Genomic DNA, 21080 nt, shown 5'->3' on the forward strand with positions numbered 1-21080 from the left:
CTGAAACCGGAATCCTCAGGTCAGCGGAGCGCTGCGCATACTTCCCTGACCTGACCACGCAGCCAGCGATGGGCCGGATCGGCATCCAGCCGCGGGTGCCAAAGCAGTGAAATCGTGATCTCCGGTGTGGCGACCGGAAGCGGAAAACTATGCATGCCGGCGCGCAAATTTCCGGTGTGTCGTTCGGGAACGCTGGCGATCAGGTCCGAGGCCCGAGCCAGGGCCAGTGCGGTCGAAAAGCCACCGACGATGGTGACGATCTCGCGTTCCAGTCCGAGTGCCAGCAAGGACTCATCAATCGGTCCCTTGTCCTTGCCCTGACGCGAGACGTAGATGTGCCGTCCGTCCGCATAACGTGCAAGCGTGACTTCACCTTGGCTGAGCGGATGCCCCATGCGCACGACGCCGATGAAACGATCCCGGAACAATGCCTGCACACGCAGTTCCGGCGCCATCGTCTGCCCCACAACACCGGTTTCCAGATCGACAAGCCCGTCGCGCAGCGGCTTGCTGTTCTTGTCCGGTTTCTGCACAAAGCATAGCCGGACGCCGGGTGCCTCGTCGCCGACGCGGGCGATCAAATCGGGGCCGAAATTTTCGACGAAACCTTCGCTGGTCCGCAGCGTGAAGGTCCGGACCAATTGTTTGAGGTTGAGCTTTTCGGCCGGCCGCAACACGGCTTCCCCGTCCTGCACCAGTTGCCCGACACGTTCGCGCAGTTCGATCGCGCGCGGCGTCGGAACGAGACCGCGCCCGGCCCTGACCAACAAAGGGTCGCCCGTCGTCTCGCGCAGCCGCGCCAGCGCCCGGCTCATGGCTGACGGACTGAGCCGCAAGCGTCGGGCCGCGCCTGCCACGCTGCCTTCGGCGAGCAAGACATCAAGGGTGAAAAGCAGGTTCAGATCCGGTCTTGGCATGGGGTAACGATAGCAGTGTTTGTCTGATATGTGGCGCTATACGCATCAATAACATGCGAATGCTGCGCCTTCCGCCATGTCGTGCCAGGACCTACGATTCAGATAAGCCCGTTCGGGCGCTGCACAACAAAGGAGTTCATGGTGAAAACAATCATTGCCGGGCAAGTTGAAGCGTTCTCCCGAAACGCCGAATCGACGCCTTCGCTGCGCTGGGTGCTGGCCAGCCTGGCGCTATCCGTATTGCTCTCGTCCCTCGGTACGAGCATTGCCAATGTCGCCTTGCCGAACCTCGCAGAGGCCTTCAATGCTTCCTTTCAGGCGGTTCAGTGGATCGTCATCGCCTATCTGCTTGCCATCACGACCCTGATTGTCAGCGCCGGACGGCTGGGCGACATCATTGGCCGCAAAAAGCTGTTGTTGATCGGCATTTTCCTGTTCACGTTCGCCTCGCTCCTGTGCGCCATGGCGCCCACGTTGTGGCTGCTGATTGCTGCCCGCGCTCTGCAAGGCCTAGGCGCAGCCATCATGATGGCCGTTGCCATGGCCTTCGTCAGCGAGACGGTGCCAAAAGAAAAAACCGGCAGCGCGATTGGCCTGCTGGGAACGATGTCGGCCATCGGCACCGCGCTTGGCCCATCGCTCGGCGGTGTCCTGATCGCGGAGCTTGGTTGGCGAGCAATATTTTTCATCAATCTGCCGCTGGGCGCCCTGACACTTTTTCTCGCCCATCGCTACCTCCGCGTTGATCAAGGGAAAGCGAAAGTCGAACGCGCCCGTTTCGACACCATGGGCACGCTCCTCCTTGCGTTGACGCTGGCCGCCTATGCGCTGGCGATGACGACCGGGCGCGGCAGTTTCGGTCTGCTCAACATGGCGCTGCTATTGGCGGCGTTGTTCGGTGGCGGCTTGTTTGTATATGCCGAGGCGAGAACCACATCACCCTTGATCCAAATGGCGATGTTTCGCCAGCTTGAACTGAGCGCGAGCCTGGCCACCAGCGCCCTCGTCTCAACAGTGATGATGGCGACACTGGTCGTCGGGCCATTCTATCTGTCTCGTTCTCTCGGGCTTGAGGCGGCAACGGTTGGGCTCGTCCTGTCCATCGGCCCGGCGGTCGCTGCGCTGAGCGCAGTGCCGGCCGGTCGCCTGGCAGACCGGCTTGGTACCCAATGTGTCACCACCCTTGGCCTTCTCGGCATGGCGGCCGGTGCTTTGACACTATCCCTGTTGCCGACGATGTACGGCATCGCCGGTTACATCGCACCGATCGTCGTCATCACCGCCAGTTATGCGCTCTTCCAGACGGCCAACAACACTGCGGTCATGACTGATGTCAGCCCGAACCAACGGGGCGCCATTTCCGGCCTGCTCAACCTGTCGCGCAACCTTGGACTGATCACCGGCGCATCCGTCATGGGCGCAGTCTTCGCGATCGGATCGGCGACGAACGACATTGCAACGGCACCCATCGACGCCGTTGCTGCCGGTATGCGGATTACGTTCGCCGTTGCCACCGCGCTGGTTGTCGTTGCGCTTGTCATCGCTACTGGCGCTTACCGTTGCGCATTCCGGAATCGGGTAGCGGCTCCTTAGGCGGCAAATCAATCTGACTTCGATAAACGCTGGCAGTCAGAAATCACACGGATTTTCACCGTATCGAAATCAGCAATCCGCCGATGAGGATGCACAGGTGATGTGACACGAAAGGGCCACCAGTGCCCTTCCACGGTCAACCGGAAAAATTGCCCGAAATTGAAATCAGGCTGCTTGCGAGCGATTATTCAAGACGCCTCGAATCAGCCTCAGAGCACCGACCACTCAGCGTCTTCTTTTGCTGGGGCGTGCAGTTTTTGCGTGCCGCTCCCGAGCAAGCCACGAGCCGGCGCGGCTCGCCCGCCGGCCGATGCGCCATGGCCAAGCTTGAAGCTGGAAACCTGCCGCTTCAGTTGTTGCGCCTGTTCCTCCAGCGATTCGGCTGCGGCGGCAGCTTCTTCGACGAGGGCGGCGTTTTGCTGGGTGACTTCGTCCATTTGGGCAACGGCTTTGTTGACCTGTTCGATGCCGATGGTCTGTTCGACCGAGGCGGCGCTGATGCCGGCGACGATGGTGGACAGGCTGGAGATGGCGGCCATGATTTCGGTCATGCTCTGGCCGGCCTTTTCCGCCTGGTTGGTGCCATGTTCGACCTTGCTGGCCGACTCACGGATCAGCCCGGAAATTTCCTTGGCGGCTTGCGCCGTGCGATGAGACAGGGCGCGGACTTCGGTGGCGACGACGGCAAAGCCCTTGCCCTGCTCGCCGGCCCGGGCGGCTTCGACGGCGGCGTTGAGGGCGAGGATATTGGTCTGGAAGGCGATGCCTTCAATGACGCTGATGATGTCGCCGATTTTGCGCGAGCTGTCGCGGATTTCGAGCATGGTGGCGGCCGAGGCATTGACGATCTCGCCGCCGCGCTGGGCGATTTCCGAGGCCGATTGGCCAAGACGGTTGGCCTGTTTGGCGCTGTCAGTATTTTGCTGGGCCGTGGCGGTGAATTCCTCGATGCTCGCCGCCGTTTCTTCGAGGCTGGAGGCCTGTTCCTCGGTGCGCACCGAGAGGTCGGTGTTGCCGGCGGAGATTTCCTTGGCGGCGGTCGAGATCGTATCGACGGCGCCGACGACGTTGCCGATCAGCTCCTGAAGGTTGGCCACGGTGGCGTTGAGGCCTTCGGCCGTTTCGCCAAACAGCCCCGGGTAATGCCTTTCGATCTTGTGCGTCAGGTCGCCCTCGGCCAGCGCTTGCGACACTGATGAAATGTCGGAAAGCGCCTGCTCGGCCGTTGTGCTCAGGCTGTTGAGCAGATCGATCAAGGTCTTGGCGTAGCCCTGCTTGCGCGTCGTATCGATTTGCTGCGCGAAATCTCCCTGTGCCGCCGCATCGACGATGGAACGAACCTCGTCGACCACCTGCACCAGGGCGCTTACCGTGGCATTGACGGCGTTGGCCGTCTGCCCGAAGGCGCCGGGGTAAACCGCATCCACCTTTTGCGAGAGATCACCGGCGGCCAGCGCCGAGGCGACGCGTGAAACGTCCTGCAGGCTGGTGTCAGTGACGACCATCAGCTGATTGAGGGCGGCGGCGATTTCCTTGCCGAAGCCCTGCTTGCCGGCCAGGTCGATCCGCTTGCCGAGATTGCCCTTTTCCGCCGCATGGACCATTTGCCTAATCTCGTCGACCAGCCCGCCCAGGCTGTCCTGCATCTGCTTCATGGCGGCCAGCATGCTCGCCGAATCGCCAGGCTGAACAACGACCGCGCCACCCAGGTCGCCGCGGGCGATGCGGTTGGCCACCTCGACCGCCTCGGCCGGTTCGCCGCCGATTCGCCGATTGAGTGATGTCGCCAGTGATTTCATGCCGAACACGACCAGGGCACAGCCCAAAATGCCGGCGATGATCGCGATGAGGCTGCTGGTCTGGCTGGTGTTCATTAGCTGTTGCATCGACGTTTCGGCAAACTGGCCGGCCACGCCGACCGTCGCCTCGACGCCCGTCCGGTGCGCCTCGTAGTGCTGGCGCATCTGCCTGAGCGAAGCTTCGAGTGCCGTCGTGTCCTGCGCCGCTACGGCCGGCAGGAAGTTGTTGTCGAGTTCGGCCCAGAACAGGTCGGCATGACGGCGCTGCTCGCCAAGCAGTTTCTGTTTTACCCCGGCGTCGAGATCGCTTTCCGTCCAGAACTTGTTGCGATCGTTGTAATCCTTCTTAAGCTGAGCGAGTTTGTCGATCAGTTTCGGGCGTTGATCCACGCCGGCGCTGGCAATGTCGTAGGCCACCAGCTGGGCTTCGATGACATACAGCGGCGGCGGCAGGATATCGGCGACGACATCCTTGCCCTGTCCCATCAAGGTGGCGGCTGACGAAACCTTTTGCAGGGCGGCAATGCCCACGCCGCCGACGATCAGCAGGACCGCAAAGACCAGCAAGGATATGACGCGCAGAAATTTGCCCAGCGGCAGATTTTCAAGGAATTGCATGCTCATTCAGCCTGTGGTGAAGGGATGGGAAGAAAGCGGTAAATCGCAAGCGAGCCGGATTAAGCGCCCAATTATAGAGGGATTCTTTTCGCTCAATGTCTGCGCAATGGCCACCGAATTGCACCGATTCCACGGTCAACCGGAAAAACCGGCCAATTTTGAAATTTTCGCCGTGCGGCCTGGCTAGATTAGGTGGTGCGCAGGCGCTTTCCGGTCAGGCCGACGAGGCCCAGAGCGGCCATCAACCCCAGCGCCAGCCAGTTTCCGAAGCGGGCAAAGGGCGTCATGCCTTCGTAGGCGCGCACATCACCGTGCAGCACGCCGGTCGTGAAGGCGGGCAGGGTGGCGCTGACGTGGCCCTGGGCGTCGATGATGGCGGTCATCCCCGTGTTGGTCGCGCGCAGCATGGGGCGGCCGGTTTCGGCGGCGCGCATCTGGGAAATCTGCAAATGCTGCGGCTGGGCCAGCGAGTGGCCGAACCAGGCGGTATTCGACAGATTGGCCAGAATGCCGGCCTGCGGCAGGGCGCGGATGATTTCTTCGCCGAAGACGTCTTCGTAGCAGATGTTGGCCGCCACGTGCTGGCCGGCGACGGCGAGCGGCGTCTGCACTTCCGGCCCGCGCGTGAAGGACGACATCGGGATGTTGGCGTAGGCCATGAACCAGGCGAAGCCGGCGGGGATGAATTCGCCGAAGGGGACCAGATGGTTCTTACTGAAAATCTGCAGCGGCGAGCTGCCGATGCTGACGGCGCTGTTGTAGTAGCCACGGTCGTCGCCGGTCAGCGTGCCGAAAATGATGTCGCCGTTCTGGCGTCTGGCCAGCGTTTTGAGTTCGTCGAGGAAATCGCTCGGGATCTGGTCGATGAAAACCGGGATGGCCGTTTCGGGCAGCACGGTCAATTGCGCCGGGTTTTGCGTGATCAGTTCGCGGTAAAGGTCGAGCGTGCGGAAGAAGGCTTCCGGCCGGAATTTCATTTCCTGCGGCACGTTGCCCTGGACCAGCGCGACGCTGATCGGCTCGCCAACGGGCGTCGTCCACGCCACCTGCTGCAGGCCGAAGCCGCCCATGGCAAGCAGCGCGGCAAACGGGGCGCCGATTCGCCAGCGGATGAGCAGGGCACCGCTCAGCGCGACGAGCAGCGATAACCCATGTACGCCGAGCAGCGGCGCAAAACCGGCCAGCGGGCTGGGTGCGGCTTGCGAGTAGCCAACGGTGAGCCACGGGAAGCCCGTGAAAATCCAGCCTTTGAGCCAGTCGACCGCGGCAATCAGCGCCGCAAAGAGCAGCGTCTGCCGCCAGAAGGCATCGGGTTGCCAGCGCTTGAAGAGATAGCCGGCGAACATCGGGAACAGCGCCATTACGGTGCAGAACAGGAAGGCGGCCGGCCCGGCCAGCCACCACGGCATGCCGCCAAAGACCGAGAGGCTGACGAAGACCCACGAAACGCCGGTCAGGAAAAAGCCCATCCCGAAGGCGAGGCCGGTCAGCAGGCCCTGCCGTGGGCTGTCAGCTTCGCGCAGTAGCCAGAAAAACCCGAGCCAGACGAGCGGCGCCAGCCAGAACAGGCCGAACGGCGCGAAGCAGCCGACGCCGACGACGCCGATGGCCGCGGCGATCAGGTAGCGCGCTGCCCGGTTTTTAGCCAGTAAAGTCTTGAGCACCGGCAACTGGCTTGGGTGCCGGCGTCACCAGCAGGGTGTACAGCCGGCGGCTGTCGGCGCGCAGCACCTGGACGCGGACACCGTCGATGTCCATGACCTCGTTGCGTTTCGGCACGCGGCCGAGGTGGCGCAGGACCAGCCCGCCGACGGTGTCGAATTCCTCGTCGGAGAAGGTGGTCTTGAAGGCGGCGTTGAAGTCCTCAATCTCGGTGCGCGCCTTGACGCGGTAGCGGCCCGAGGCATCAAGGCGGATGTTGTCGTGGGTCTCGTCGAAGTCGTATTCGTCCTCGATATCGCCGACGATCTGTTCGAGCACGTCCTCGATGGTGACCAGGCCGGCGACGCCGCCGTATTCATTGACGACGATAGCCATGTGATTGCGCGAGACGCGGAATTCGCGGAGTAGCACGTTGAGGCGCTTCGATTCAGGGATGAAGACGGCCGGGCGCAGCCAGTCGCGCAGGTTGAATTCAGGTTCGATCTGGACGCGCAGCAGATCCTTGGCGAGCAGCACGCCGAGCACCTTGTCGCGGTCGCCATCGACGACCGGAAAGCGCGAGTGGGCGGCTTCGATGACGACGGGGACGATTTCGCTGAGCGGATCGTCGATGTCGATGACGTCCATCTGGGCCCGGGGAATCATCACGTCGGTAACGCGGGTGTCGGAGGCGGCGAGTGCGCCTTCGATGATGGTCAGCGCATCGGCGTCCATCAGGTTGCGCTCGTAGGCGCCGTGCAGGATTTCTAGCAGCTGCTCGCGGTCTTCAGGCTCGCGCAGGAGCAGGGAAGTCAGTCGTTCAATGAAACTCGGTTTACTGTCACTGTCCATAATATTTAAACCGCATACGGGTCTGGATAACCCATGGCGGCGAGAATCTCCCTTTCTTCGTCTTCCATTGCCTGGGCATCATCGTCGTTTTCGTGATCCCAGCCCTGTAAATGCAGCATACCATGCACCGTCAGGTGCGCGTAGTGAGCCGCCAGCGGCTTGTTCTGCTCGGCTGCTTCGCGGGCGACAACGCTCGGGCAGATGACCAGATCACCCGTCACCACCGGCTCGCTGTCGTAGGGAAAGGACAGCACATTGGTCGCGTAGTCCTTGCCGCGATACTCGTTGTTCAGCGACTGGCCTTCGTCGGCATCAACCAGGCGGATCGTCACTTCACCGCCGCCGACCAGCGCGGCACGCGCCCAGCGCACAAAATCTGTTCGCAAGGGTAAGCCCTCACGGTTACAGGCATATTGCACCGACAGGTTAAGGCGTTTGGTGGGATTCATAGGCTTCGACGATGCGCGCGACCAGCGGGTGGCGCACCACGTCTTCCTTCTTGAAATGGGTAAAGGCCAGACCGCGCACGCCCTTGAGGATGCTGATGGCTTCGTTGAGGCCGCTCTTGTGGCCTTTGGGCAGGTCGATCTGCGTGATGTCGCCGGTGACCACGGCCTTGGCGCCGATGCCGATGCGGGTCAGGAACATCTTCATCTGCTCCGGCGTCGTGTTCTGCGCCTCGTCGAGGATGATGAAGGCGTGGTTGAGCGTGCGTCCGCGCATGAAGGCGAGCGGCGCGATCTCGATGGCGCGCTTTTCGTAGAGCTTGCTGACGCGGTCAGCGCCCATCAGGTCGTAGAGCGCGTCGTAGAGCGGCCGTAAATACGGATCGATCTTCTGCGTCAGGTCGCCGGGCAGGAAACCGAGGCGCTCGCCGGCTTCGACCGCCGGGCGGGTCAGGATGATGCGTTCGACCAGGTCACGCTCGAAGGCATCGACGGCCGACGCGACGGCGAGATAGGTCTTGCCGGTGCCGGCCGGGCCGATGCCGAAGGTGATGTCGTGTTCCTGAATGTGCTTCAGGTACTCGACCTGGCGCGGCGTGCGGCCGTGCAGTTCGGTCTTGCGGGTGATCAGTTGCGGCCCGTCGACCGGGCCTTCGGCGCGCCGTGACACGCGACGCACCGGGGCGTTGAGCAGTTCGATCAGACCGAGCTGGATTTCATCGACCGTCAGCGCCTGGCGCGCCATGCCGTAGAAATGCTGGAGCGCTTCCACGGTCAACCGGGATTTTTCGCCAAAAACGGAAAAGCGTTCGTTGCGGCGACGAATGATGACATCGAAAGCGGTTTCGATCTGCCGGATGTTCTCGTCGAGCGGGCCGCACAAATTAGCCAGCAGGACGTTATCGACCGGCGCCAGGGCAAGCTCCACCGGTTTGGTCTTGGGGGCGGGCTTGGTCCGCGCCGCCGGCTTGTCAGTCTTCGCGGATGACAATTTCGCCTCTCAGCGTGTGCGACAGTGAGGACGTGATGCGGACATCGACGAAGGTGTTGATCAGCCGCGGATTGCCGGCGAAATTGACGATGCGGTTGTTGTCGGTGCGCCCAGCCAGTTCATGCACGTCCTTCTTCGAGGTGCCTTCGACCAGCACGCGCTGGATGCTGCCGACCATCGTCTGGCTGATCGCCTGCGCCTGTTCGTCTATCCGTTTCTGCAAACGCAGCAGGCGGGCCGACTTGACCTCGGCCGGCGTCGCATCGTCGAGCTCCAGCGCCGGGGTGCCCGGGCGCGGGCTGTAAACAAACGAGAACGAGCTGTCGAAACCGACCTCGTCGATCAGTTTCATCGTTTTCTCGAAATCCTCGTCCGTCTCCCCGGGGAAGCCGACGATGAAGTCCGAGGACAACGAAATATCCGGCCGCGCCGCGCGCAGCTTGCGGATGATCGACTTGTATTCGAGCGTCGTGTAGCCGCGCTTCATCGCCGCCAGCACGCGGTCGGAGCCGGCCTGCACGGGCAGGTGCAGGTGCGACACCAGCTTCGGTACAGTGGCGTAGGTGTCGAACAGGCGCTGCGTCATCTCGCGTGGATGCGAGGTCGTGTAGCGAATGCGCTCGATACCGGGTACTTCGGCGATGTATTCGATCAACAGCGCCAGATCGGCCTTCTCGTCCGTCTCGGCCATGTCGCCGCGATAGGCGTTCACGTTCTGGCCAAGCAGCGTCACTTCGCCGACGCCATTGGCGGCCAGACCGGCCACTTCGGTCAGCACGTCGTCAAACGGTCGCGACACCTCGCCGCCACGGGTGTAAGGCACGATGCAGAAAGTGCAGAACTTCGAGCAGCCTTCCATGATCGAGACGAAGGCCGAGGCGCCCTTCACTTCGGCCGGCGGCATCGAATCGAATTTTTCGATTTCCGGGAAGGAAATATCGACCGCCGCCTTGCCCTTGGCCTTGCGTTCGGCCATCAGCTGCGGCAAGCGATGCAAGGTCTGCGGCCCGAAGACGATATCGACGTATGGCGCCCGGGCAACAATCGCATTACCCTCCTGGCTGGCGACGCAGCCACCGACGCCGATCACCAGATCGGGATTCAGCTTCTTCAGGTGACGGACGCGGCCGAGGTCGTGGAAAACCTTCTCCTGCGCCTTCTCGCGCACAGAGCAGGTGTTGAACAGGATGATGTCGGCTTCTTCAACGTTGTCGGTTCTGACAATCGGCTCGGAGGCGTTGAGCACATCGGCCATCTTGTCCGAATCGTACTCATTCATCTGGCACCCGAAAGTGCGGATGAATAATTTCTTGGGCATGGGTAACACTTCACAAATCAGTGGGTGCCGCTTAGGTCATCCTGCGGCACAAAAGTTCGCCATTATAACCGACCGGAAATTCGGTTGACCGGCCAAGCCCCGGCAAACTATAATCCGCGCCCTCAAGCGTGGTGATGTAGCTCAGTTGGTTAGAGCGGTGGATTCATAACCCACAGGTCGGCAGTTCAATTCTGCCCATCACCACCAAAGTCTGCTAACCTGCTGTTATGGAAAAGAAACCCCATAACAGCAGGTCTTCTAGGCTCCAAGGTGTGGCTCAAACTGTGGCTCAAACAGAGCCCAAGATGCCCAAATACACCGAACTCCGCGGCAACGTCTATTGGTTCAAAAGACGCGCCCCGAAGCCGTTAAGCGCTGGTACCCCATTACTTCTCGATGACGTGCTCACTTCAGTGGGCAAGAACAGCTACGTCAAGTTCACCCTTCGCACTTCAAATTCACGAGAAGCGGCAAAGCAGGCACGCAAGTACGCACATCTGCTGGATGAGGCGGCTGCCAGCAATCAAAATGGCACTGCTCGTCAGGCAGCCGCCGTTGCTCGAAAGCCTGAAGACACCGCTCCTCTGAGCGCAGATGAAATCAAATATGCAGCGGATTTGATGTTCGCGACCCTGCTGGCCGCTGATGAGCAGACTTATGCCGCCGGTGCTCAGCAGTTGTTTTCGAGCGAATTGTGCGATGAAGAAGACGTTCGCGAACCCGACCGCTTTCTTTGGTCCTCCGCAGACCTGCCCCCACTTTCTATGGCAGGGCAGGCAAAGCTATTGCAGCAGTTGATGCCACTCATTAATCAGTATCTCTACCGTGCAACCCACAAGGTGGCGAATACAGCGGCCCCGGAGCTACTTCCTTTTGCTGATGCGTTCCGTAGATACGTGGCGGCTCTAGAGATGCGGAAGCAGTCGATTGACGTGCCAACACCGGCTCATCCAGAACGCTCGCCAGAGTCATCGATTACGCTCTCAGTGCTCTACCAGAAGTTTAGGGACTATAAGACCTCGACTCAATCTTGGAAGAATCCGGTGGTAAGCGACCGAAGAGACTATGGTCCATTGGTCCGAGACTTCATTGCCACGGTTGGGGACAAGCGCATAGATGAGTTGACTCGAAAAGACGGGGAGAAGTATTTCGAGCACACGATGGCCAGGACTGACCTCGCGCTGGGAACCAAGAAGCGAAACTTTGACCGTATAAAGACTTTTCTGACCTACGGCGAAAACAAGCATTCAATACCGAGAATCACTGCTTCAATGGAAATTGAGGCCTCCTACAAAAAGACTCACAAGTCATATGAGCGCTTTACGCATGATGAACTGAAGAGCCTTTTTCATTGCAAGGCCTACGAGGAAAATACTTTCAACAAGGCGTCTGAGTACTGGTTGCCGTTGATTGGCCTTTATACAGGCGCCCGTATTGATGAAATCGCTAGTCTCCCAGTCAGTAAAGTGGCTGAGATTGACGGTGTCTGGTGCTATTTCATGAGCAGCGAGGAGGGCAACCAAAAAGGTAAAAATGAGTTTGCTCCCCGGTGGATACCGATGCACCCGGAGGTAGTGAAAGCTGGCTTCGTTGAGCATTGGAAAACTCTCTCAGCTGAAGGGCACGTCCGTATGTTTCCTGAATTGGGTAACGCAGACCGCGATGGCCCAGCCAAGAGAGCAACCGACGATTTCATTAAGTTCCGTCGAAGCGTCAAGGTAGGCTCGATGGTGGGGCGGGGTACGAAAGTCTTCCATTCGCTTCGTAGTACTTTGGTTTCTGAGTTGATTACGCGAGAAACAGATGACTACACAAGAATCAAGATGCTTGGGCATAGCATTTCAGCCCACGATGAAAAGCATAAAGGTGTCCACTTCGACATCTATGACCAGTCCAACTTCGATGCAAAACGCTGCCTGAAAGAGCTTTCCAAGGCTAACTTTGGGTTGAAGCACACAAAGTTTCGCGACACGACAAAAATGAAACTGGCTCGAGCTAAACACAAAAAAATGGCTGAACGCCTTGGAAGTTTCCGGCCCTAGATGCCCTCGAAAAAGTTTTTCATGTTCTCTTCTTGAGCCCGGAAAGCAGACTCGGTTTTTCCGTGAGCATAGGTGTGAAGAACCGTTTCTAAAGTGTCGTGCAGCAATCCGGCAACCAAGGTGAATTTTCCCGGATTGCGCCTCAGGAAGTCGGTGGCCACGATATGCCGCAAAGCATGTGGCCGCAGCCGACGCACTTCTGGAATGAAGTTCTTTGCAATACGCGAAATCACATCACCGATATCGCCGAGTTGGACACCAAATCTCGAAGGAAATACCCAAGGACAATCTTTGTGATTCCTAATCAAAACGGGTCGATAAACCTGAAGGTAATTTTCGATTCGATGGCTCAAGTCCTTGGTGATTGGTGAGTTGTAGTCTTCATTTTTTGATTCATCGTTCTTGAAATCACCTTTCTCAAAACGAAGCCACCACTGACCATCTTCCGCCTGATACAAATTGGATTGGTAGTCAGAGCTTTGTCCTGGTTCGATGTATTTGGTGATAGTCAGTGTTCTATGCCGAAGAGGATTGAATAGGCTGAGCACTAGAATCAATGCATCGCGCTTGTAGGTTGCCTGGTGCACTGAGCCTGGTGCAGCAGCAGCGGCAGCCAAATCGAGTTTCTTGATGGCTTCCTTGAAAGGCTGAAGCGGTTCGCTGAGAGCGAAAAGCGTCTGCAAAGCAACTTTTGGGTCGCGCGATTTTTTGCCGGCAGCGGCGCGTTGCCAGGACCGGCAGACTTCATGAGTTTGCGCACACAACTCATTCCATGAGCGCCCCTTAGCGAAAGCCTCGACCTTGGCCAGCAATTCGGGCTGCTGCCACAAATAGCCCTCGTTCTCACGACAGAGAGTAGAAATTGCGCCAGCTGGGTTCGCCTGGCCGTTATGCACGATATTGCCCGAACGTGCCTTAATGAATTCGAAGAAGGCATCTACGAACTCAGGAATAACGAAGACCGCCAGCGTCTGCACATGTTCCAGGGGAAGGCCAAGACCAGACTTTCCTCGCTGCGCATTATGACCCTTCGTCAAAAAGCCAAGGAATGCCTGGACTGTTTGAAGGTTGCGATGAGCGCTGCTGCAAACTAGTCCGGGCCCCGGGTGGCAAAGAATTTCTTTCCCGACATAGACTCCCGCTTTTTCTTTCGGCAAGACTCGCCAGCGAGCACGCGTGCCACGCTTGAGTCCAATGGGGTGCTGGCAGGTTTTGTATTTCATGAAGGCAAACCACTCATCCAGCAGTGACTGATTGAACATTGCGGGAGTGACGTAGTACGGGTCTTTGAGGTTGGCCCGTACTCGGGTTTCAAACTTGTCTGGCGGCGCAACAGTACTCTGTTTTCCGTCCCGGGACGGAAAAACAATTTTCGACTCAAGGAACCCTTCTGTCAGTCCTAAATGTTTCTCAAGCCGCCGTAATGCTGGGATGGCTGCAAAAATCGGGGTAACGCCTTCATGCCAAGCAGTCAGAGTCTTGAGTTCGGTGTAGATGGCTGTTGAGTTGCACGCAAAACTGACCCGGGATTTGCACTGAAATCTGACCCACCCGATGAGCCGCAGTATGGCTCAGGTCATTGCTGGATTTCTAGTCTTCACCTCCTTGCTGGCCTTGGTTGAACTGTTCTTGAAGCGGTAACTTTCGTTGCCGGTTTCGACGATATGGCAGTGATGAGTCAGCCGGTCGAGCAGTGCAGTAGTCATCTTCGGATCGCCAAAGATGCTGGCCCATTCAGAGAAACTCAGATTGGTCGTGATGATCAGGCTGGTCTTCTCGTAGAGCTTACTCATGAGATGGAACAGCAGAGCGCCACCGTTCTGACTGAACGGCAAATAGCCCAGTTCATCAAGGATCACCAGGTCTGCATGCATCAATCGATTGGCAATCTGCCCCTGTTTGCCAGCCAGTTTCTCCTGTTCCAGTGCATTAACCAGATCGACCGTCGAGAAGAAGCGCACACGCTGATGCGCATGCATGATGGCCTGCACACTGATGGCGGTGGCCAGATGTGTCTTGCCGGTTCCTGGGCCGCCAATCAGCACCACGTTGTGAGCGGAATCCATAAATTCCCCGCGATGCAGATGTCGGACGAGCGCTTCGTTGGCGACGCTTTGCGTGAAGTCGAATCCCGACAGATCGCGGTAAGCCGGGAAACGGGCAATCTTCATCTGGTAATTGACTGATCTGACTTCCCGTTCAGCCAATTCGGCCTTGAGCAGGCTGTCCAGAATTGATTGTGCATTCAGATAGGCCGGTGAACTCTGGGCGGCCAGTTCCTCAATGGCTTGTGCCATACCGAAGAGCTTCAGGGATTTCAGCGTAGTGACCATGGCCTCAGGCAACATGACGCACCTCCCGCAGACTGTCGTAACGCGTGACGTTGGCGAGCGGTTCAATCTTCAGCACCAGTGCCTGTGGCGCATCAATCGGCGCCGGTGGCGGCAACTCCACCAATCGCCCCAGCAGATTGAGCACATGCTGCTTCGAGGGAACGCCCGCATCGAGAGCCATCTCGACCGCAGTTAGTACCGCTTGCTCATCGTGATGCAGCACCAGGGCAAGAATCTCGACCATTTCCCGGTCACCACCCGGTCGTTTCATGAGCGATGACTGGAGGCGCTTGAAGCCATCGGGGAATTCAGCAAAGGGAGCGCCGTTCCTCAACGCACCGGGCTTGCGTTGCAAGACAGAAAGATAATGCCGCCAATCGTAAATAGTGTGGCTGAAGTCATGCCGGCGATCGATGATTCGTTGGTGTTCGGCAATGATGTTGCCTTCAGCAGCAACCACCAGATGATCGGCATAGACCCGCAAGCTGACCGGCCGATTGGCAAACGAGGCCGGGACGCTATAACGGTTACGCTCGAAGTTGATCAGGCAGGTCGGTGAGACGCGCTTGGTATGTTCGACGAATCCATCGAAGGGAGCTGGCACTGCCATCAGTTGAGCCTGCTCATCAAGCCAGACGTCGGCGACCGTGCCGGGCAATTCAGGGTGACGCAGTTCTTGCCAGAGCGTCAGGCAGCGTTGTTCTAGCCAGGCATTGAGGGCATCCAGATTCTCGAAGCCCGGCGCACCCTGCCAGATGCGATGTCGGGAGTCCTGAACATTCTTCTCGATCTGCCCCTTCTCCCAACCCGAGGCTGGATTGCAGAACTCGGCCTCAAATAGGAAGTGGCTGACCATGGCCTGGAAACGGGTGTTGATGTCCCGGACTTTGCCTTTCCGAATTCGATCCACTGCCGTCTTCATATTGTCGTAGATGCCGCGCCGAGGCACCCCGCCCACCACCCGGAAAGCATGGTTGTGGGCATCGAACAGCATCTCGTGGGTCTGCAATGGATAGGCCCGCAGGAAGAATGCTCGACTGTAGGAGAGTTTGAGCTGGGCGACCTGAAGCTTGGTCTTCATCCCGGCAATGACCGCCCAGTCTTCGCTCCAGTCGAACTGAAAGGCTTCGCCCGGCGCAAAGGTCAGTGGAATGAAGGTGCCACGTCCGGTCGTCCCGGCCGCTTCCTGTTGCGTTTGCCGCCAATGCCTGGCGAAAGCGGCAACGCGATCGTAGGAGCCTTCGTAACCCAGCGAGGTAAGGTCAGCATAGATCTGCCGGAGATTTCGCCGCTGCTTGCGGTTCTTCTTCGCTTCTGTCTTGAGCCATGCGGCCAGCTTCGGCGCAAATAGGTCGAGCTTGCTCGGGCTGTGTCGCTCGGGATACTTCGGTTCGACGATCCCGGTACTCAGATACTTCCGGATCGTGTTTCGGGACAAGCCCGTTCTCCTGGCAATTTCACGGATGGCCATGCCATCCCGCAGGTGCCAGCGCCTGATTACGCTTAATAACGCCACGTCGATCACTCCTGATTCCCCCGCTCGTTCCCGAGCAGGTCAGTGTCTATACGTGGGTCAAAATTCGATGCAAATCTATGGGGCTAGTGGGTCAGTTTTGCGTGCAACTCAACAACCTCAGTTCATTCCGGAGCAACACAGCATCAATATGCTCTTAGCAGGCATGTCGGCAGAGCATCGCCAAACCATCGCCACAATGCTGGCGAATGAAGTTCAAGTCGGCGTTTTCGAAACGCTAAAAGCGCTTGAACAGTTCAAAATTGAACCGTTCATTGATGGTTATGAAGGCAGTCCGTTCCAAGATTTCATTGCGCGTCTAGCCGGTTGGGAATGGCCGGAAGACGAATCATGAATAAATCGCCAAACAAACCAATCCACTGGACCTTCGGCAAGCTGCTCTTGCCAGCGTCCGGTGATTTTTAAGTTAGGCATCGCATGAGTCTCTCGCGCAGTACCCTCTTTAAGTCTGCGCTGGTCACTGCTGTAGTTGGGCTTACGAACGGTTGTGCCACGTCCGAGGGCGGAACAATGAGTTCCTATCACCAATCTGAGGGGCCCGGGGAGTACGGGGTGGCATCGCGCAGTACCAGCTCGAGCCCCAGCGTCTTGGCGAGCACCAGCAGCCGTTCCAGCGTCAGGTCACCAGGCGCGGTCTCGAGCACCGAGAACCTGTTCTGACTGACGCCAAGACGAATAGCCACCTGCGTCTGCGTGAGCTTCAGCGTCTTACGCCGCTCGCGAAGACAAGCGCCGAGCTGAAGGGGTGTGTAGAGAATTGTTCCTAACTTGTGATTCATCATGACGAAATTAGCTGCAAAACGGATAAACACATAATATCCGCATTGCAGCTAAAGTCAAGATTCGCCAGGGTTAGCCCGCACTAGATGCCATAGTTTGCAAGAACGGTGATGGCTTCGCCGGCGATGCACTTTGAAAGATTGATGATATCCAGCGTCTTGTTCACTTTAGACAGAATTGTCTGATGATTGAACACGAACAAGTTTTTGAGTTTTTCAGCGCGAAGCTGATGCCGCGACCAGCTCGCTTCTTTCGCAGCTTACGAATGAATCGCTGCATTACGCGAATTGTGTGCAGTGTAACCGCCGCCGGCTCGACCTCCCTTTTATGAGGCATGGTTTCCCGTTCATCAAAGGGAACTCCCGCTGGAATTTGCAGGAGCATTTCGGCAAGGCTGTACCGCGGCCGAAAGGCTGCTTTGTGGACAAAAGAGGGAGGAGTGCGGCGAGCGCGTTTCACAGTGCTATTAGAGCATGTCGTCTGTGAGTGGATGTCAGCCTAACCGAAGCCCAGCCGATGTCGCTCAACAGCTAGGAATAAGCTAGGTTTGTCTCGAATTGTCGCGTAGCAGCTACGGAACGGCCTTAATTGTCGTTTTTTGGCGAAGATTGTCGATGCGGGCATGGCAATCCATGCAAGGTTTGAACGGTATTTTCAGAGAACGGCAATATCTCTCAGAGAACGGCAATAGTCAAAATCGCTTCTCTGTTCTGGAGACCGTTCCAGGTGACCTAACATTTATACGGCTCTTAGTGCTGGCAAAAACGTTGGGTTTAGAACTTGTGTTGCGCTCGCCCGAGCCTGAGCCGCCTGCTACAAATAATGCAGAGAACTGGTGAAATGGGCCGAACAGTTCCTGAAGGGCAATCCATGTAGCATGAGGCCGCAACCGGCCATTTGCTGCCGGTCGAGGTGACCATGCAATTTGAATAATCAGGGCGTCCCACGAACCTGTCGTATGGCCGGTATTCGGCAAGCAAATTGACACCCTGATTGCCTCGACCCGGCCAGTAGCGGCCGGTCGCTGTTACATCTGAATTCACATCTGGGGCCTACCCAGAAATGGACCTTGGCAATCAATCGTTCCCCCAGTATTGATTGACGAAACCCCTAGAGGCTAGTCCGTCGCGCCTGCTAACCTGATTGTCATCACAGCAATGCGAGCCAATCATGGAAATTCCGAATGTTACAGAGTCACTTCGCAGCCGCTTAATTAAGGCTGCGCTGGATTGTTTCCTCGCCGATGACTATCACAACGTCACCACCCGACGCATCGCGGAGTCCGCCGGCGCCAACGTCTCCATGATTCGCTACTACTTCGGAAGCAAGGAAGGACTTTACGAGGAGATGATACGTGAGACCTTGAGCCCACTACTGGATGTCCTCGATGGGCCGCTCCTGTCCTCGACAGCAGGTTTCGCCGAATTTCTGGTCTTGTACTATAAAACAATGTCGGCCCGCCCTGAGTTTCCCAAGCTAATCCTCAAAGTGTTGGCGCTCCATCATGGTCCGGGCCGACGCTTCATTCAGCAGTTGCTTGAACGCGGACGTACCCGTGGTGCGCGCAAGGTTGCCGACTTGAAGGCACAAGGGCAGATGGCGGCAGGAATCGACCCCGACATTCTGCGATTGGCATTCGTCAGTCTGGCCATGACCCCAATGCTGCTCAAGGACATTTTCGAAGAACAGATGGAGCGTCCCATGGACGATGCTTTCTTGGAACGTCTCGCAAACTTTAACGGCCACCTGTTTTCGGCTGGCTTGGCACCAGTCGTTCCAAGTAGCCAAGGAAATGCACTATGACGCTCCAGATGAATATCGGTTCGGTGCGCCGATTCGCCAAGGTAATGAAGTTCGGTTCCTGGCTTCAGTCAATTCCCAATAAGGTCACCCCAGCACCATTTCGGCTCGTGCAAATTGGCTCGGCATACTGGCAATCAAGGGCACTCTTCGTGGCAGCGCGACTGGATGTGGCCACGGTCTTAGGGAAGGAAAGCATGGATGCATCAGCACTTGCCGGCCGGGTCGGCGCCAATGCTGATGCTCTTGGCCGCCTAATGCGCTTGCTTGCGGCCATAGGGGTCTTCGAAGAATCGGCTCCCATGGTCTTCCGCAACAACAAGCTGTCTAACTGTCTTCGTAGTGACGACCCGCAAAGTGTCAGGGCCATGATTCTGATGCACAACTCAGAAGCCATCAGCCGTCCCTGGTTCGAGCAGTTGGAAGCCGGTATTCGCAGCGGCACACCACCATTCCGACTCAGTCATGGTGAGGATTTGTTTGATTACCTGGACCATCACGCTGACTTCGACCAACTTTTCTCAGAAGCCATGGACAGCGTTGAGGCCTTGGCTGGTAATGGTTTTGCCACTGACCTGGATTGGAGCCAATTTGAGCGAGTTATCGATATTGGCGGGTCACGTGGAGCCAAGGCACTTGCCATTCTGAAACGCCACCCTAAGCTAACTGCATTGATTGTGGACCGGCCTCAAGTCGTGGCAGAAGCCCAAAGGTACTGGGCTAACCAACATACGGAAGGTGTCGAACGCCTTCACTTTCAGGCAGGAGATTTGTTTGAGGCGATTCCTGTCTCGACTGGCCCGAGGGACATCTATCTTCTCTCGGCTGTCCTACACGGCTTTGACGACAGCAACTGCATACGTGCGTTGAAATTACTACGTGAAGCTATCGGAAACAGTGGCGCCCGCGTTGCGGTGCTGGAGATGGTCGTGCCGGAAACAGGCGCCGACATCGCAAGCGCTTCCTTTGACTTGCAGATGTTCGTCGGCTGTCGAGGTCGAGAGCGGACATTGTCCGAATGGAAGTCGGTCATTCAAGCCAGCGAATTGGTTCTCGATGAAGTCGTGCACCTTCAGTCACTCGGATGCATTTTGGTTTTGCGTTCTGAGTGAAGGCAACGACCGCTTTCGAGCGATGAATACTAAGAGATGACAGTCGCTTCGCGACCCAAAACGGTCATAGCGGTTTCCCGATAGCGGCCAGTCAGCCAAAGCCAGGTTTTTCGAACCTGACTGCCACAAAGCGGCCGATGGCGACCTCACACTACCGGCCATGAACCGCCGGTCGAGGTAGGCGTCCAATTTCAATACCGAAGGTTTCGGCAAGGCTCGGCCAATGTCCGCTGTTCGGCGAGCTAATTGCCCTCTGATTGCCTCGAACCGGCCATGAGCCGTCCCTCTGGATTTTTCTCCAATGCAACCTGTTCGCTTTGCGGTGCTTCTCCAGTGGCCTTTCAATAGAGCAACCAACTTTCGCCACCTTAGTTTCCAGCAATTGAGCAATTGAGCAGTTGACGCCATTAACGTCAATTGCACTTTATAAGAGCCATGATTCATTTGACGCAAGTCAATGCTGCGCTGCACCATATTCCGTATCATGGAACGCGGTTTTGCCAACTCGAAGAACGACATGATTGATTTGTCTGAATGGAAGCCCGAATACAGCGTAGGAAACACGACTCTGGATAATCAGCACCAGAAGCTATTGCAACTATGCAAGCATGTATCTCAATACCAATGTGATGGCACCAAAGCCAGCATTGAGACTTTCCACAGCATCCTTAGTGAACTGGCTTTTTACGCGGAAAGACATTTTGAATTGGAAGAAGATGTCCTCCGTCGTGTCTGGTACCCTCGTCTCCAAGAACAAATACAAGAACACGATGCATACCGAGAATGGCTCACAGAGTTTCTGTGTGTTGCAATGCATGGCAATATTGACAAGTCCACCCTGCAAAATTATCTCGAGCAGTGGTGGGTAGGCCATATCCTAGATTCTGATATGCAATACAGCTGTTATTTGAAGAAATAGAATTTCACTTCCGGGAAAATTCGGCGAATGACGGCTTCCATTTATCAGTAATGGCTGCTCAGGTTAGAGAGCGCTCAGTGGCGACTGGCCGCTTCCGGGAGTCGGAATTTCACTGGCCGCTTTCCGGCTGGCAATTTGAAGAGAGGCCTGTCGCAAGCCGACCCATTGCAGCCGGTTACAGTTCTCAGGCAGCACGGCTGCAATCAAGCACAGACCAGTCATTCAAGCTTGGCTAGACGGCTACAATTAGTGCGATGTATCGACGTAGCCTAATTCTCTTTTCGCTATCAATTGTCCTTGCGTTTAGGACGCTTGCTGCGTCTGCTTCACAAGAGCGCGCAGACTGGTCCAGTTTCTTTACTACAGCCGAGGCGCACGGCACCAT

18 protein-coding genes and 1 tRNA gene are annotated in these 21080 nt (G+C 57.4%); 8 read left to right on the forward strand and 11 right to left on the reverse strand.

The features are described 5' to 3' along the window. Positions 1-20: 20 nt before the first annotated feature. Positions 21-917, reverse strand: a complete 897-nt coding sequence (locus tag WBK19_RS16060; RefSeq protein ID WP_511291493.1) for a LysR family transcriptional regulator — start codon at positions 915-917, stop codon at positions 21-23. A 138-nt stretch (positions 918-1055) separates the two neighbouring features. Here WBK19_RS16060 and WBK19_RS16065 point away from each other — a divergent pair, with 138 nt between their 5' ends. Further along, positions 1056-2510 carry an MFS transporter gene (locus WBK19_RS16065; RefSeq protein WP_511291495.1) on the forward strand — a complete coding sequence of 485 codons (1455 nt, stop codon included), beginning with the start codon at positions 1056-1058 and terminating at the stop codon, positions 2508-2510. Between the two features lie 209 nt (positions 2511-2719). Here WBK19_RS16065 and WBK19_RS16070 read toward each other — a convergent pair whose 3' ends face one another. Beyond that, positions 2720-4927, reverse strand: coding sequence for a methyl-accepting chemotaxis protein (locus WBK19_RS16070; protein WP_511291497.1), 2208 nt, complete (start codon positions 4925-4927; stop codon positions 2720-2722). Between WBK19_RS16070 and WBK19_RS16075 the strand changes: the two genes are divergently transcribed. After that, positions 4926-5114: a hypothetical protein gene (locus WBK19_RS16075; RefSeq protein ID WP_511291499.1), complete on the forward strand. Its 189-nt coding sequence runs from the start codon at positions 4926-4928 to the stop codon at positions 5112-5114. The genes WBK19_RS16070 and WBK19_RS16075 overlap by 2 nt on opposite strands. A gap of 1 nt (position 5115) precedes the next feature. On the opposite strand, the gene lnt is transcribed toward WBK19_RS16075, so the two are convergent. The 5 genes from lnt to miaB are packed head-to-tail and all read right to left on the reverse strand — an operon-like array spanning position 5116 to position 10175. Next, positions 5116-6591, reverse strand: a complete 1476-nt coding sequence (gene lnt / locus WBK19_RS16080; RefSeq protein ID WP_511291501.1) for an apolipoprotein N-acyltransferase — start codon at positions 6589-6591, stop codon at positions 5116-5118. After that, positions 6569-7420, reverse strand: a complete 852-nt coding sequence (locus tag WBK19_RS16085; RefSeq protein ID WP_511291503.1) for a CorC family transporter — start codon at positions 7418-7420, stop codon at positions 6569-6571. Before WBK19_RS16085 ends, lnt begins: the two co-directional genes overlap by 23 nt. 5 nt (positions 7421-7425) lie before the next feature. Further along, positions 7426-7869 carry an rRNA maturation RNase YbeY gene (ybeY, locus tag WBK19_RS16090; protein ID WP_511291505.1) on the reverse strand — a complete coding sequence of 148 codons (444 nt, stop codon included), beginning with the start codon at positions 7867-7869 and terminating at the stop codon, positions 7426-7428. After that, positions 7847-8857 (reverse strand): PhoH family protein, encoded by a 1011-nt coding sequence (locus WBK19_RS16095; RefSeq protein ID WP_511291506.1) that lies wholly within the window; start codon positions 8855-8857, stop codon positions 7847-7849. Before WBK19_RS16095 ends, ybeY begins: the two co-directional genes overlap by 23 nt. After that, positions 8838-10175 carry a tRNA (N6-isopentenyl adenosine(37)-C2)-methylthiotransferase MiaB gene (gene miaB, locus WBK19_RS16100; protein ID WP_511291507.1) on the reverse strand — a complete coding sequence of 446 codons (1338 nt, stop codon included), beginning with the start codon at positions 10173-10175 and terminating at the stop codon, positions 8838-8840. The genes WBK19_RS16095 and miaB overlap by 20 nt, the downstream gene beginning before the upstream one ends. Before the next feature lie 130 nt (positions 10176-10305). Here miaB and WBK19_RS16105 point away from each other — a divergent pair. Beyond that, positions 10306-10382 (forward strand) — tRNA-Met (locus WBK19_RS16105). A 98-nt stretch (positions 10383-10480) separates the two neighbouring features. Further along, entirely contained in the window at positions 10481-12217 is a 1737-nt protein-coding gene (locus tag WBK19_RS16110; RefSeq protein ID WP_511291509.1) for a hypothetical protein, read from the forward strand. On the opposite strand, the gene WBK19_RS16115 is transcribed toward WBK19_RS16110, so the two are convergent. From WBK19_RS16115 to istA, 3 genes are all read right to left on the reverse strand, one after another. After that, positions 12214-13440 carry a hypothetical protein gene (locus tag WBK19_RS16115; RefSeq protein WP_511291510.1) on the reverse strand — a complete coding sequence of 409 codons (1227 nt, stop codon included), beginning with the start codon at positions 13438-13440 and terminating at the stop codon, positions 12214-12216. The two genes, WBK19_RS16110 and WBK19_RS16115, sit on opposite strands and share 4 nt — an antisense overlap. Before the next feature lie 348 nt (positions 13441-13788). Next, positions 13789-14565, reverse strand: a complete 777-nt coding sequence (gene istB, locus WBK19_RS16120) for an IS21-like element helper ATPase IstB (protein ID WP_511291511.1) — start codon at positions 14563-14565, stop codon at positions 13789-13791. Continuing rightward, on the reverse strand, positions 14555-16075 hold the full coding sequence (gene istA, locus WBK19_RS16125; protein WP_511291512.1) for an IS21 family transposase: 1521 nt from the start codon (positions 16073-16075) through the stop codon (positions 14555-14557). Before istA ends, istB begins: the two co-directional genes overlap by 11 nt. Positions 16076-16133: 58 nt before the next feature. Here istA and WBK19_RS16130 point away from each other — a divergent pair, with 58 nt between their 5' ends. Further along, positions 16134-16418, forward strand: coding sequence for a DUF6547 family protein (locus tag WBK19_RS16130; protein WP_511291513.1), 285 nt, complete (start codon positions 16134-16136; stop codon positions 16416-16418). A gap of 187 nt (positions 16419-16605) precedes the next feature. On the opposite strand, the gene WBK19_RS16135 is transcribed toward WBK19_RS16130, so the two are convergent. Continuing rightward, the gene (locus WBK19_RS16135) at positions 16606-16896 is read right to left on the reverse strand and encodes a helix-turn-helix domain-containing protein (RefSeq protein WP_511291514.1); all 291 of its coding nucleotides are present in this window, start codon (positions 16894-16896) and stop codon (positions 16606-16608) included. Between the two features lie 1138 nt (positions 16897-18034). Here WBK19_RS16135 and WBK19_RS16140 point away from each other — a divergent pair. The 3 genes from WBK19_RS16140 to WBK19_RS16150 all read left to right on the forward strand — a co-directional run bounded on the left by WBK19_RS16140 (position 18035) and on the right by WBK19_RS16150 (position 20695). Continuing rightward, positions 18035-18667 carry a TetR/AcrR family transcriptional regulator gene (locus tag WBK19_RS16140; protein ID WP_511278060.1) on the forward strand — a complete coding sequence of 211 codons (633 nt, stop codon included), beginning with the start codon at positions 18035-18037 and terminating at the stop codon, positions 18665-18667. Next, the gene (locus WBK19_RS16145) at positions 18664-19776 is read left to right on the forward strand and encodes a methyltransferase (protein WP_511278061.1); all 1113 of its coding nucleotides are present in this window, start codon (positions 18664-18666) and stop codon (positions 19774-19776) included. Before WBK19_RS16140 ends, WBK19_RS16145 begins: the two co-directional genes overlap by 4 nt. Positions 19777-20233: 457 nt before the next feature. Beyond that, on the forward strand, positions 20234-20695 hold the full coding sequence (locus tag WBK19_RS16150) for a bacteriohemerythrin (protein ID WP_511278062.1): 462 nt from the start codon (positions 20234-20236) through the stop codon (positions 20693-20695). Positions 20696-21080 lie beyond the last annotated feature (385 nt).

It is taken from the genome of Azonexus sp., assembly GCF_049652925.1.
Lineage (GTDB): Bacteria > Pseudomonadota > Gammaproteobacteria > Burkholderiales > Rhodocyclaceae > Azonexus.